Source organism: Ideonella paludis (assembly GCF_018069865.1).
GTDB lineage: Bacteria > Pseudomonadota > Gammaproteobacteria > Burkholderiales > Burkholderiaceae_C > Ideonella > Ideonella paludis.
This window is the reverse complement of record NZ_JAGQDG010000005.1, coordinates 113,119-125,608: the sequence shown is the minus strand read 5'-3', so window position 1 is coordinate 125,608 and position 12,490 is coordinate 113,119. Positions and strand designations below refer to the sequence as shown.

At 66.1% G+C, this 12,490-nt stretch carries 12 protein-coding genes; 7 read left to right on the top strand and 5 right to left on the bottom strand.

The features are described from left to right. The first annotated feature begins 1 nt into the window (after position 1). Both KAK11_RS13795 and KAK11_RS13790 read left to right on the top strand, forming a co-directional pair. Positions 2-973 (top strand): bifunctional enoyl-CoA hydratase/phosphate acetyltransferase, encoded by a 972-nt coding sequence (locus tag KAK11_RS13795; RefSeq protein WP_210809767.1) that lies wholly within the window; start codon positions 2-4, stop codon positions 971-973. Continuing rightward, positions 970-2,160: an acetate/propionate family kinase gene (locus KAK11_RS13790; protein WP_310737805.1), complete on the top strand. Its 1,191-nt coding sequence runs from the start codon at positions 970-972 to the stop codon at positions 2,158-2,160. The genes KAK11_RS13795 and KAK11_RS13790 overlap by 4 nt, the downstream gene beginning before the upstream one ends. A 5-nt stretch (positions 2,161-2,165) precedes the next feature. On the opposite strand, the gene KAK11_RS13785 is transcribed toward KAK11_RS13790, so the two are convergent. Continuing rightward, positions 2,166-3,863 carry a M14 family metallopeptidase gene (locus tag KAK11_RS13785; RefSeq protein WP_210809766.1) on the bottom strand — a complete coding sequence of 566 codons (1,698 nt, stop codon included), beginning with the start codon at positions 3,861-3,863 and terminating at the stop codon, positions 2,166-2,168. A 316-nt stretch (positions 3,864-4,179) separates the two neighbouring features. On the opposite strand from KAK11_RS13785, the gene KAK11_RS13780 reads away from it, so the two are divergent. After that, complete coding sequence (locus KAK11_RS13780; RefSeq protein WP_210809765.1) at positions 4,180-4,497, top strand: hypothetical protein; 318 nt, start codon at positions 4,180-4,182, stop codon at positions 4,495-4,497. 9 nt (positions 4,498-4,506) lie between these two features. Here KAK11_RS13780 and KAK11_RS13775 read toward each other — a convergent pair whose 3' ends face one another. From KAK11_RS13775 to KAK11_RS13760, 4 genes are all read right to left on the bottom strand, one after another. Next, the gene (locus tag KAK11_RS13775; RefSeq protein WP_210809764.1) at positions 4,507-5,292 is read right to left on the bottom strand and encodes a LytR/AlgR family response regulator transcription factor; all 786 of its coding nucleotides are present in this window, start codon (positions 5,290-5,292) and stop codon (positions 4,507-4,509) included. Positions 5,293-5,320: 28 nt separating this feature from the next. After that, positions 5,321-6,433, bottom strand: coding sequence for a sensor histidine kinase (locus KAK11_RS13770; protein ID WP_210809763.1), 1,113 nt, complete (start codon positions 6,431-6,433; stop codon positions 5,321-5,323). Beyond that, positions 6,423-7,616 (bottom strand): sensor histidine kinase, encoded by a 1,194-nt coding sequence (locus KAK11_RS13765; protein ID WP_210809762.1) that lies wholly within the window; start codon positions 7,614-7,616, stop codon positions 6,423-6,425. The genes KAK11_RS13770 and KAK11_RS13765 overlap by 11 nt, the downstream gene beginning before the upstream one ends. Positions 7,617-7,710: 94 nt before the next feature. Next, a complete protein-coding gene (locus tag KAK11_RS13760) occupies positions 7,711-8,463 on the bottom strand; it encodes a class II glutamine amidotransferase (RefSeq protein WP_210809761.1) in 753 nt (250 codons plus the stop codon). A gap of 143 nt (positions 8,464-8,606) precedes the next feature. Between KAK11_RS13760 and KAK11_RS13755 the strand changes: the two genes are divergently transcribed. The 4 genes from KAK11_RS13755 (at position 8,607) to KAK11_RS13740 (ending at position 12,096) form a co-directional block, all read left to right on the top strand. Then, on the top strand, positions 8,607-8,993 hold the full coding sequence (locus KAK11_RS13755) for a TraR/DksA family transcriptional regulator (RefSeq protein WP_210809760.1): 387 nt from the start codon (positions 8,607-8,609) through the stop codon (positions 8,991-8,993). Positions 8,994-9,021: 28 nt separating this feature from the next. Then, positions 9,022-9,402 (top strand): hypothetical protein, encoded by a 381-nt coding sequence (locus KAK11_RS13750; RefSeq protein ID WP_210809759.1) that lies wholly within the window; start codon positions 9,022-9,024, stop codon positions 9,400-9,402. 81 nt (positions 9,403-9,483) lie between these two features. Next, positions 9,484-11,313 carry an ABC transporter ATP-binding protein gene (locus KAK11_RS13745; RefSeq protein WP_210809758.1) on the top strand — a complete coding sequence of 610 codons (1,830 nt, stop codon included), beginning with the start codon at positions 9,484-9,486 and terminating at the stop codon, positions 11,311-11,313. 270 nt (positions 11,314-11,583) lie between these two features. Next, complete coding sequence (locus KAK11_RS13740; RefSeq protein WP_210809756.1) at positions 11,584-12,096, top strand: hypothetical protein; 513 nt, start codon at positions 11,584-11,586, stop codon at positions 12,094-12,096. Positions 12,097-12,490: the final 394 nt, after the last annotated feature.

Sequence of the window (12,490 nt, the reverse complement as noted above, 5' to 3'; positions counted from 1 at the left end):
CATGAATGCCTCTTTAAGCCGCCCGGCAGACCATGCCCTGCCCGCAGGCCACCGTGCGGATGCCGCTGCCGCCGAAGCGCGCATGTCGGCCTGGGTGGCCGAGCTGCGTGGCCGCCCGCCCGTGCCCTGCGCCGTGGCCCACCCCTGTGACGAAGCCTCGCTGAGCGGTGCGCTGGACGCGGCCGAAGCCGGGCTCATCATTCCGCTGCTGATCGGGCCTGAAGCGCGCATCCAGAAATTGGCCGACACTTTGGGCCGCAGCTTGGCCGGCATCAGCCTCATCGCCGCGCCGCACAGCCATGCCGCCGCCGCCATGGCCGCAAGCCTCGCAGCCCTTGGCCAGGCCCATGCGCTGATGAAGGGCAGCCTGCACACCGACGAGTTGATGCAAGCCGTGCTGGCCGAGCCCGGCCTGCGCACCGAGCGCCGCATGTCGCACATCTTCCGGCTCGATGTCCCCGCCTATCCCAAGCCCCTGCTGGTGACGGACGCAGCCATCAACATCGCGCCCGATTTGCTGACCAAGGCCGACATCTTGCGCAACGCCATTGACCTGGCCCACGCCCTGGGCGTGGCTTGCCCCAAGGTGGCCATTCTCTCGGCGGTGGAGACGGTGACGCCGCGCATCCCCTCCACCCTGGACGCCGCCGCCCTGTGCAAGATGGCCGATCGGGGCCAGATCAGTGGCGCGCTGCTCGACGGCCCGCTGGCTTTTGACAACGCCATCTCGGCCGACGCCTCGCGCATCAAAGGCATCCAATCCACCGTGGCGGGTGACGCCGACATCTTGCTGGTGCCCGATTTAGAGGCCGGCAATATGCTGGCCAAACAGCTCGACTACCTGGCCGGCGCCGCCAGCTGCGGCGTGGTGCTGGGCGCGCGCGTGCCCATCGCGCTGACCAGCCGTGCCGACACGGCCGCCTCACGCGTGGCCTCGGCCGCCCTGGCCGCCCTGGTGGGCCGCCGCCCGTGACGCCCACCCTGCGCGAGCGCTTTGAAGGCCAGCCCGCCGTGCTGGCGGTCAACGCCGGCTCGTCCTCGCTCAAGTGCGGCCTCTACCCCGCCGAAGGGCCTGCGCGCTGGACCTGCACCTACGAAGGGCTGGAGCCCGGCGGCCAGCCGCGCCTGAAGGCCGAGGGCCAAAGTCAGCCCCTTCCCGCCAGCGCCGAGCCGCCCATGGCCCAGGCCTTAACGCATTTGGTGAGCCTGCTGAGCGCCGCCCAGGTGCCACTGCAGGCCGTGGCCCACCGCATCGTGCACGGCGGCAGCGTCTGTGTGGCGCCTTGCCTGCTGGATGCACCGACGCTGGACGCTCTGGCGGCGCTCAACCCGCTGGCCCCGCTGCACCAGCCGCACAACCTGGCCGGCGTGGCCGCCTTTGCCCACGCCCTGCCCGGCGTGCCGCAAGTGGGCTGCTTTGACACCGCCTTTCATGCCCACCTGCCACCGCTGGAGCAGCGCCTGCCCCTGCCCTCTGCGCTGGCAGAGCAAGGCCTGCGCCGCTACGGCTTCCATGGCCTGTCTTACCAATATGTGAGCGAGGTGCTGGCTGCACGCAGCCCGTGCGCCTCAGGTCGCGCCATCCTGGCCCATTTGGGCAATGGCGCCAGCCTGTGCGCCACGCAAGGCGGGGTCTCTGTGGCCACCACCATGGGCTTCTCAGCCCTGGACGGCCTGATGATGGGCAGCCGCAGCGGCAGCCTGGACCCCGGCGTGCTGTTGCACCTGTGGCGCCAGGGCTGGAGCCACACTCAGGTGGAAGAGCTGCTCTATAAAGACAGTGGCCTCAAAGGCGTGTCGGGCCTGAGCGCCGACATGCGCACCCTGCGCGCCAGCCCAGCCCCCGCCGCTCAAGAAGCCATCGCGCTGTTCACCCGCCGCATCGTGCGCGAGATGGGCGGCTTGGTGGCCCTGCTGGGCGGCGTGGATCTGATCGCCTTCACCGGCGGCATTGGCGAGCACGATGCCCTGCTGCGCGCTGAGGTCGCCCGCGCACTCGCCTATCTCGGCGTCAAGCTCGACGGTACCGCCAACCAAGCCGCTAGTGGCGATAGCGTGCAAGCCCTGCAGGCCGCCGACAGCGCGGTGGAGCTGTGGGTGGTGCCCACCGATGAAGGGCGCGCGGCGGCGCGAGCCGCCATGGCGCTGTTGGCGGGCTGAGCCGCTCAGCCCAGCGTCACACTCGCCCGCACCCGCCCCGCTCGGCCCGCATGGGCGCTGAGCTGCAGCACCGTGCCCACCGGTGCCTTGACGATCCACTCGGCCTGGGCGCGGTCGGCCGTCAGCTCCTTGCTGGGCAAAAAGGCCTGCAAGGATTGCTTGGCGGCGTGGCCGTCCAGGTGCGGGCCTTCGAGGCGGCGCGTGCCCATCTCCAGCGTCGCCGTCTCGGGCAGGTCCAGCTCAAACACGCAGGGCCGTGAGGTCTTGCGCTCCACCGCCCGCTTGGTGATGTGGCTGGGCAAGTAGCCCGCGTTGGCCACGGCCAGGCGCACGCGCCAGCGCTCGTCGCCCAGCGGCTCGGCGGTGGCATGCAGCAACTCCAGCTTGGGCAGGGTCAGGCCGATCTGGGTCAGCCATTTTGGAAACCGCGCCGCCTCGCGCTCGCGCAGGTGCGGCGGGGGGTTGCGCCAGAAGTTCAGGCGGTCCCAGCCTCCCAGCTCGACTTTGCCCAGTTGCGGGTGCTCAAACGGGTACCAATCGACATGGGCCAACCCGCCGCACTGCTCGTCGCTCCACTTCAAGAGCTTCAGGTCATCCTCGGGCGGATGGTCGCGGTACCAGTGGATCCAGTCGTAGTCGGTGATGCCCGCCTCTTTGTTGGGCGCCCAAATCTCCACCGTCCAGAACAGCGCGCCCAGGTGCTCATACACCCAGTCTTGGGTGCCGGTGATGACCTCTTTGGGGTGGTACTTGAAGTCATGAAAAATGCTGACACTGGGATAGCCCGTCAGCTCGGTGCCGATGTCGGAGAGGCGCTTGATCAGCCACAGGTCTTCCGGCGTCATGTCGGTGTCGCTCTGCGTGCCCATGGGCCGCAGGATCACGCCCGAGTGGGTGTGAAAGCTCACCGCCGCGCCAATGTTGGGATGCTTGACGATGAAGTCCACCATGGCCCGCACCTCGGGCTCGCTGGTGGGGTAGGGGCCGGCCCCCACCTGCTCAAACTCCTGCCGCCACATCGAGGGGAAGTTGCGGTTCAAGTCCAGGCCCTCGACATCGCGGTTGGCCTTGAGCGTGACGCCATCAAACTGCTGCACCGTGCCCTCGGGCAGCACGCGGTAATACGTGCCACCAAACTCGCCGGGCTGGCGCGGGATCAAGACCCGCGGCTCCTCGGGGTGGGGCTTCCAGCCGCCGTGCGGGTCAGGAATGCGCATCAGCAGCACGCGGCCATCGCCGTCCACATCCTCCACCGTCAACCCGTCGACATGCGGCTCGTCAAACGGATAAGGCCGGGTGGAAGAGCGGATGTGACGCGGCTTGTCGGCCAGGGCCCACTCCGCCCCATCCGGGTTGAGGCGCGGCACCAAATAGACCACCCGCGTGTTCAACAGCTCGGTGGTGGCGGCATCGCTGCCATAGCCCTGCACCAGTTGATGCAGCCAATACAAGCAGGCGGTAGACGCCGTCAGCTCCGCCGCATGGATGTTGCCGTCCACCCAAATCGCCGGCTTATCCTCATCGGCGCCGGTGGCGGTGTTGGTCAGCACCACGACCCAGATCGGCCGCCCTTCATGGCTTTTACCCAGCTCCCGCAATTGCACCAAGTCCGGCCGCGCATCGGCATAGGCTTGCAGCAAGGCGGTGAGTTCAGGGTGGCGGTAGAAGCGGTCGAAGTGGGGGGTGGGAAGGGAAGTGGGCATCACATCAGGCGGTCAGTGCGGATGAAGACAGTTTAGAGGGAGCAAGACAGCCCAGCGCCTAAGGGTTCAACCGAACAAGCCTCTAAGATGCAAGGTATCCGCTCACCCCATCAAACCCAAGCCCATGCGCCGCTCCTCCCTTCGTCTGTGCATCGCCCTCACGCTGTCGGCGCTGATCACAGCCTGTCAAGCCCCGCCGGCGCCCACGCCCCCGCCGCAGGCCGCCCCCGAGATACTGGCCAAATCAACGAAGGCCGGAAAAGGTGTTCCGAATGGACGCTCTGACACGCAGGCGCCCTACTTCAGAACACCGCTCTTGACCTCCCGAGATCCCGACTATGGCTTTACAAAAGAGAAGCCCATCAAGGTCGGCCCTCGGCTTCGCACAGGGGTTCACATCCTGCTGCTCAACGCCCTTCGTGGCCCCCAAGGCCAGCCGCTGGAGTATGAGCGGCAGGGCGCTTGTTGCGAGTTCCCCAGCGTGCATTCACCCCTGGGCCTCGGCCTGCTGGATGTCTATCGCGTTCGGGTCGACGGAACAGATCAGGACCGGCTCATTTATGTAGACATGTACGAGCCCGGCCCACCTCAAATCCCTGTGGGCTTCACTCAGCGGGGTGCCTTGGCGTCATGAGCCGGGGGCTCACTGCCCCTTGAACATCCCTTGAAAATGCCGAGACACGGGCAGGCGGTCGGGGCGGCCGCGCAGGGTCAGCACCATGGTGCCTTCGTCCACGCGCACAGCGCTGGCGATGTGGTGGTGGTTGACGATGACCGAGCGGTGGACTTGCCAGAACTGGTCGGGGTCCAACTGGGCCAGCAGCTCCTTGAGCGGGGTGCGGATCAGGGCCTCGCTGGGGCCGGTGACGGGGTCGTCCACCACCACGCGGGTGTAGCGCGAGTCGGCCTCGAAAAAGACCACATGCTCCACCCGCAGCAGCTTGACTTCTTTACCCACCGCCGCCTGGATCACGCTCAGCGGGGCTGGCTTGCGCAAGCTCTGGCCCAACTGGCTCAACAAGGCCTGTAGATCCGGCTGGGGGGCTGCAGGCGCGTGGGTGTGCAACCGCGCTTGCAGGCGCTCCACCGTTTGCTGCAGGCGCGCAAGCTCCACGGGCTTCATCACGTAATCCACCGCCCCGGCCTCGAAGGCCGTCACAGCATGGTCGCCAAAGGCGGTGACAAAAACCACCGGGGTCTGGCTGCCGATGCGCCGCGCCACGTCGATGCCCGAGAGGCCGGGCATGCGAATGTCCAGAAAGCAGACCTGAGGTTCGTGCTCCAGATAGGCGTCCCAGGCGTCCACCCCATTGCTGGCTTCGGCCACGATCTGCAGCTCGGGCCAGGCTTGTTGCAGCGCCGCTTTGAGCTGGGCGCGGGGGGCTTCTTCGTCGTCGGCGATCAGGGCCGTCAGGGGGGTGGTGCTCATCTCAAACCTTGTGGGCGTCAAGCGGGTTTCACGAACGGGCGGATGGGCCCGGGGGCAGCAGCAGCTCGGCGCAGGCACCACCGCTGGGCGGGTTGAACAGATGCAGCTCGGCCGCGTCGCCATGCAACTGCTGCAGGCGGGTGCGGGTATTGCGCAGGCCCACACCGCGGCCGTTGGCGGGCTCGGGCGTGGTAGCAATGGGGTTCAGCAACGCGTCGGGCAGGCCCACGCCGTCGTCGCAGATGGTGATGCGGACGCGGCCGTCGGCGGCGGTCGCTGCATCCACGCGCACCTCGCCGCCTTGCAGCTTGGGCGCCAAGCCGTGCTCCACCGCGTTTTCCACCAGCGTCAGCAGCACGCCGGGCGGCAGGCTGGCCTGCAGGGTGTCGGGGGCGGCCTGCACGCTGCTGCGCAGGCGCTGGCCGAAGCGCAGCTCCAGCACCGCCAGGTAGTGACGCACAGCCTCCAGCTCTTGGGCCAGGCTCAGGCTGCGGCGCTCGAACAACGGCAAGGTCGCACGCAGGTAGGCGGTGAGCGCGGTCAGCAGTGGCGCGGCTCGGCCATCGCCCGTGCTGACCCAGTGCTGCAGCGACGCGAGTGAGTTGAACAAGAAATGCGGCTGAACCTGGGCCGTGGCCAACTGCAAGGCCATGCTAATGGCTTGGTCGCGCTCGTCGAGTTCGCGCAGGCGAGCAGAGATTTGGCTGGAGCGGGTGGCGGTCCAGACCCACAGACCTGCCGCGGCCGCCACAAAAGCCAAGCCCGACACAGCAGCCAGCGTATGACGCGCCTCTCGCTCCAAACCAAGTTGGCGCATGCAAAGCGCCAACCCCACCTGCACAACAGCCAAAGCCAAGGTCGCCACCATCATGCGGCTGCGCACAGGCTGTCGCCAGCACCATGAGGCCAGGGGCAGAAAAAGAATCAGGTAGGCGAAAACGATGCCCACGATGGCCCAACGGTAATCGGCACCCGAAAGCACCCAAATCATGGGCGCCATCGAAAGCAAGTTGAATCCGACAGTGACGATCAAGGTTTTGGAGGGCATATCTCGACCCGCCCGTGCCAACTCCTCCGGTGTGAAGCGACGCGCCGGTCCCGGATACCACAGCTGGCTCCAATCAATGCGATCAGCAGACATGGCGCACCTCCTCCACCGCAGCCGGGCCCGCGACACTCAGCGTGGCGCGCACCCCCGGCTCTGCCGCCTCCACGCGCAGGTGGGCTCGGTCGCCAAAGCGGTGGCGCAGGCGTTCGCGCGCATTGGCCAGGCCCACGCCTTCTTGCCAGTCGGGGCTCAGGCCGGGGCCGCTGTCTTGCACCGTCACGCTCAAGTGGCCCTCTTGAACCGCTGCCGCCACCTGCACCTTCACCGGCTGCAGCGCAGGGCTCACACCGTGCTCTAAGGCGTTCTCCACCAGGGTCAGCAAGAGGCCGGGCGGCAGCGTCCACACTTCAGCCTCAGGGCTGCTGCTCAATTCAGCCTGTAGGCGCTCACCCAAGCGCGCTTGCATGATGGCCAGGTAGTGGCGCACCAGGCCCAGCTCTTCGCCCAGAGCCACCTCGTCACGCGCCATCAGCTCGGTGGAGCCGCGCAAAAAGCCGGTGAGCGAGCGCAGCAAGGGCGCAGCCCGGGCGTCGGAGGTGTCCACCCAATGCTGCAAGGCCGCCAAGGTGTTGAAGATGAAGTGGGGTTGGATCTGCGCTTGCAGCAGCTTCAGGCGGGCTTCGGCCACCTGGCGGGCCAAGGCATCTTGGGCTTGCACCACGCGGGCCTGCTCCAACTGCTGCTGGGCTTGGGTGCGGCGGATCTGCGCCACGCCCCACAGCAGCGCGAACAAGGCCACCACCCCGATCAGCAAGATGGGCGTGGCCTGCTTGGCGGCAATGGCCAGCTTGTCGCCCAGGTCTTCAAACGCCAGCGCCAGATTGCCTTTGCGCGTCAGCCGCCCCACCAAGAAGCCGGTGAAGGCGCCGGCAAAGGCCATGACGACCGCCAACAGGCCCCCTCGCCAGAGGCGCGTGCCGGTGAACTTATCGGGCATCAGCCAGGCGCTGCCCAACGCGATGAGGATGCCCAGCCATACGCCCACGCTGCACACCAGCGCCAAGCCCCAGGGCATGCCCACGCCGTAGACCAGCCCCGCCATGGAGCCCGCCACCGCCGCGAACCAGCCCAGCCACAGAGCCAAGCCGCCGCGGGTGGTGTAGAGAAACTCATCCATGCGCCGCGCCTCGGCCCGCAGCTCCAGCGGCAACCGCAGGTAGTGAGGCTCGGCCCAGCGGAAGTAGGCGCGTTGTAAGGCGTTGTGGCTCGTGGACATGGCGTGCAGTGTAGGCAGGCCAGCGCGGCGGCGGCGCATTCAGCGGGCGAAGTGCATCCTGGCCGTCATGAACGGCAGATGGCCTGCATGAATGTCAGCGCGGCGCGCCGTCCACAAACACGCGCAACTCGCCCGGCGCAAAAGCCTGCCAGTCTTCGTCGCTGGTCAGCGGCTCGGTGGCAATCACGGCCACGCGGTCCTGCGGGGTGGTCACGCTGGCAAAGTCGACTTGCAAGTTTTCATCACGCAGCGCCGCCCGGCGAAACGGGTGCTGGCGCACCAGCCAATGCAGCTTGGTCGAGCCATGCGCCCACAGGGCCTGGCCATTGGAGAGCAGCATGTTGAAGGTGCCGTGGCGGTGCAGCTGCGGCATCAGCTCAGCCAAGGTGTGGGTCAGCTCGGCCACATCGGGCACGCTGGCGTGGCTTTTGGCCAGCTCTTGCATCAGCCAGCAAAACGCGCGCTCGCTGTCGGTGCAGCCGACAGGCTTGAAGGCCCCGTGCAGCCGAGGCTCAAAGTTCTTCAAGTCACCATTGTGGGCAAACACCCAATAGCGGCCCCACAGCTCCCGCTGAAAGGGGTGGGTGTTCTCCAGCGCCACCACGCCCTGGGTGGCCTTGCGGATGTGGGCAATGACCTGCTTGCTGCGGATCGGATAGGTCTTGACCAGCTCGGCCACCGGCGACTGGCGAGCACTGTGGTGGTCCACAAAAAGCCGCACGCCTTTGTCTTCAAAAAAACCAATGCCAAAGCCGTCTTTGTGCTCGTCGGCGCGCGTGGCCAGGCCGGTGAAGCTGAACATCACATCGGTGGGCGTGTTGGCATTCATGCCGAGGAGCTGGCACATGGCGCGGCGGGCCTGTCGAGAGGCCTCTCAAGAGTGCGGAAAGCGGCCATTGTAGGCAGGGGCCTGCACCGGCAGCACCCTTGACCCCCGTCAAGGCAAACACCCCCCCGCAGGCGCACGATGAGCATCAAGGAGACCCCTTCATGAGCACCATCATCAACACCCCCGAACGACAAACCCTGGAAGCCCTCTTGCGGCAGCGGCAACAAGCCCTGACCCAGCAGCTCGACGCCCACCAAGAGGGTCAGAGCCGCGTGGAGCACGCCCACGAGCTGCTCTCGCAAGACGGCGATGACGCCCCACAGCGCGACGCCGACCGCGAGGTGGACATGGCCCGCTCGGACCGTGTCAACCAAGAGTTAGCCCTGATCAGCCGCGCCCTGCAGCGCCTCTATCAACACGACTTCGGCACCTGTATCGATTGCGGCGACGCGATTGCCGCCGAGCGCCTTGCCATCGAGCCTTGGGCCGAGCGCTGTGTGCGCTGCCAAAGCGCCCATGAGGGCCAAGTCGCCCACCACCGCCTTTGAATCACACGCTCACTGAAAGGACAACACCATGAGCAAATTCCACGCCGTCGTTTGGATGGACCATCAAGAAGCCCACGTGCTGCAGTTCGACCCAGAGTCGGTCGAAGCCTCGCGCGTCAAAGCCCGCTCGCACCACCCCCGCCACCACGGCCCAGATGCCAAGGCGCAGGCCGAGTTCTACAACCATGTCGCGCAAGCGCTGGCCGGCGTGCACGAGGTCTTGGTGGTGGGCCCTGGCGCGGCGCACGATGAGTTCAAGGCCCATTGCACCAAGCACCTGCCGGCGGTGGCCAAAACCATCGTTGCCAGCCAAAAGGCTGACCACCCGACAGACGCGCAACTGGTGGCGCTGGCCCGGCAGTACTTCAGCAAGTACGACCGCATGGCGGGCACGCCCACGCCGATGTGAGCAGGGCCTCCTCGGGCGCTTGCGGCAAGCAGGCCCGGTATAGGCTAACGTCGAGGGCTCTCATGCCTACGCAGAGCCGCCGTGTTTGCCTACTTCGAACGCCTGATCGCCCCCTTTCCTGACGAATTGCCGCCCGTGCCCCCCAAGGGCCTGGGCCGCTTTATCTGGGCCTGCACCGCCGGCATGCGCCGCCATATTGCGGTGCTGGCCCTGTTGACCGCAGCCATCGGCATCTTTGAGGCGCTGATGTTCGCCTTCATGGGTGAGATCGTCGACGGGCTGTCGGGCGCCAACCCGGCCACTTGGTGGGCCGAGCACCAGACCCAGGTGCTGTGGATGGGCGCGGCCGTGCTGGCCAGCCCCTTGCTGATGAGCGTGTGGGCGCTGTCCAAATACCAGGCCTTGCATGCGAATTTCCCCATGCGCCTGCGCTGGATGTTCCACCGCCAGATGCTGGCGCAAAGCCTGGCTTTCTACCAAGATGAGTTCGCCGGCCGCGTGGCTACCAAGGTGATGCAAACGGCGCTGGCCGTGCGCGACACGGTGATGACGGTGGCCGACATCCTGGTCTATGTGCTGATCTACTTTGGCACCATGGTGGCCATCGTCGCGGGCTTTTCCACCACCATGATGCTGCCCTTCATGGTCTGGCTGGGGCTTTACTTGGTGGCGCTGCGCTACTTTGTGCCGCGCTTGGCCCGTGTGGGCCAAGCCCAGGCCGATGCGCGCTCGCTGATGACGGGCCGGGTGGCCGATGCCTACACCAACATCGCCACCGTCAAGCTGTTCTCGCACACCCGGCGCGAGGCGCTGTATGCGCGCAATGCCATGCAAGAGTTCATGGGCACGGCTTATGCACAAATGCGCTTGTCCACGGGCTTGGAGATCACCATTCAGTCCTTGAGCGTAGGCCTGATTGCCGGCAGTGCCGGCATGGGCCTGTGGCTGTGGTCTCGCGGTGAGGTGGGCGTGGGCGCCGTCGCCGCGGCCACCGCGATGGCCTTGCGCATGAATGGCATTTCGCACTGGGTGATGTGGGAGATGGCCTCGCTGTTCGAGAACATCGGCACGGTGCAAGACGGCATGGACATCTTCTCCAAAGCGCCCACCGTGCTGGATGCGCCGCAAGCTCGCGCGCTGGACGTGAAGCGCGGCGAGGTCAAGTTTGAGGAGGTCTGCTTCGCGTATGGCGACGGCCCCAAGGTCATCGACACGCTGAACCTCACCATCCGCCCCGGCGAAAAAATAGGCGTGGTGGGCCGCTCAGGCGCGGGTAAATCGACGCTGGTGAACCTGTTGCTGCGCTTTCATGACCTGCGCGCGGGCCGCATCTTGATCGACGGCCAGGACATTGCGCAAGTGACCCAAGACAGTCTGCGCGCCCAGGTCGGCATGGTGACGCAGGACACGTCACTGCTGCACCGCTCGGTGCGCGACAACTTGGCTTACGGACGCCCCGATGCCGACGATGCCGCGATGGTCGCCGCCGCCCAGCGCGCCGAGGCCCACGGCTTCATCCAAGGCCTCTCCGACCCCAAAGGCCGCACCGGCTACGACGCCCATGTGGGCGAGCGCGGCGTCAAGCTCTCGGGCGGCCAGCGCCAGCGCGTGGCGATCGCCCGGGTCATGCTGAAGGACGCGCCGATCTTGCTGCTGGACGAAGCCACCAGCGCCTTGGACAGCGAGGTCGAAGCCGCCATCCAGGCCAGCCTCTACCAACTGATGGAAGGCAAAACCGTGGTCGCCATCGCCCACCGCCTCTCCACCATCGCCGCCATGGACCGCCTGATCGTGATGGACCAAGGCCGCATCGTCGAGCAAGGCAGCCATGCTGAGTTGCTGGCAGCAGGGGGTTTGTATGCGCGCTTGTGGGCGCATCAGAGTGGGGGGTTCTTGGGGGAGGAGGCGTGAGGGCGTCGGCTTTAGTCATGAAGCGTGTGCCTGTCGCTGCGTCGCCGTATGCTGTGACGGAAATCTGCTGCGGCTGGAGCGCGCAGAGAGGGATGGGGCATGATTCCGCTCATGTCACCCGGCCTTCGGCCTCCTTCTTTACTTCGCTGCATCACGCCCCATCCCTCTCTGCCTTTCCATGCGTCCTGGACTGCAACCGTCGATGAACATGGCTCGTGCAGATGAGGGCATCGCAAAGGCTCTCGCTCATGAACCGCGATAGGACACTTCATGAATCAAAGCGAACTTGAACGCCTGCTGATGCTTGAGATCCACAGAATCATTGCGGAATCCAGCGAGTCCGCGCTCTTGCCTCTTGGGAAAGCAGTGCCTGACGACGCCCGAGAGGGGTTCCTGACTGCAGCCGATATCGAGTCCGCTAAGCGGCTTGATCCTCTGGACATCACCCATCCGGTTTGGCAGAAGAGCATGCAAGCGACTATCGCGCGCAATGCCGTCCTGTCCTACCCACCCGACGGCGCGATCACGGACACCGACGCGGATGCGCTCGAAAGCATGAAGCTGACCGCCGCTCAGGAGCTCGTCTTAAAACGGCTCATTGCCCAAGCTTGCGAATGCGCCTTCATGAAGTTTTTCCACCTCCTGGACAATGTTGCAGCTCCGAAGGATGTTCCTCCGGCTCAATGGCAAGGCGTCCATTTCAAGTACGGCAGAGATGAAGGCGACATGCTGCATGACCAATTCGGCCAGCTTTACTTCGAGTTTCGACAACAACGGCATTGAAGCCCGAAAACCGCGTGATCGTGCTGGATGCCTACTACACCCCCTTGGCCATTTCTTCAGCAACTGTCTCTCGGCATTGTGGCCCTACATACCGCCCGAAAGGCAAGGCGGCCTTCGCCAGAGTAACCGTGGCGCCGCACCCACCACCCTTGCGCGGGGTGGGCCGCAGGGCGATTTGAGACGCGCTGTGGAGCATCAATCTCTTACTCGCAGCAGATGATTGAGCGTAACGAGCGCCAGTGAGTGAAGCGAGTTCTGCAGCGCCCAGGCCAGCGCGAGCACCGCAAGGGAGTCGGCGCCAGCCGACCGCCTCTCGCATGAGCCCTGGGGACCAGCCCGCGCCAGGGCCAGGCAATCCGCCAAGCCTTGAGCGATCCGCCCCAACTCGGCCTCA

Bases quoted from the DNA above. Each gene is read 5' to 3' on its own strand.
- KAK11_RS13760 (WP_210809761.1), bottom strand. From the start codon at position 8,463: ATGTGCCAGCTCCTCGGCATGAATGCCAACACGCCCACCGATGTGATG.
- KAK11_RS13795 (WP_210809767.1), top strand. From the start codon at position 2: ATGAATGCCTCTTTAAGCCGCCCGGCAGACCATGCCCTGCCCGCAGGC.
- KAK11_RS13755 (WP_210809760.1), top strand. From the start codon at position 8,607: ATGAGCACCATCATCAACACCCCCGAACGACAAACCCTGGAAGCCCTC.
- KAK11_RS13775 (WP_210809764.1), bottom strand. From the start codon at position 5,292: ATGAGCACCACCCCCCTGACGGCCCTGATCGCCGACGACGAAGAAGCC.
- KAK11_RS13770 (WP_210809763.1), bottom strand. From the start codon at position 6,433: ATGTCTGCTGATCGCATTGATTGGAGCCAGCTGTGGTATCCGGGACCG.
- KAK11_RS13740 (WP_210809756.1), top strand. From the start codon at position 11,584: ATGAATCAAAGCGAACTTGAACGCCTGCTGATGCTTGAGATCCACAGA.
- KAK11_RS13750 (WP_210809759.1), top strand. From the start codon at position 9,022: ATGAGCAAATTCCACGCCGTCGTTTGGATGGACCATCAAGAAGCCCAC.
- KAK11_RS13765 (WP_210809762.1), bottom strand. From the start codon at position 7,616: ATGTCCACGAGCCACAACGCCTTACAACGCGCCTACTTCCGCTGGGCC.
- KAK11_RS13785 (WP_210809766.1), bottom strand. From the start codon at position 3,863: ATGCCCACTTCCCTTCCCACCCCCCACTTCGACCGCTTCTACCGCCAC.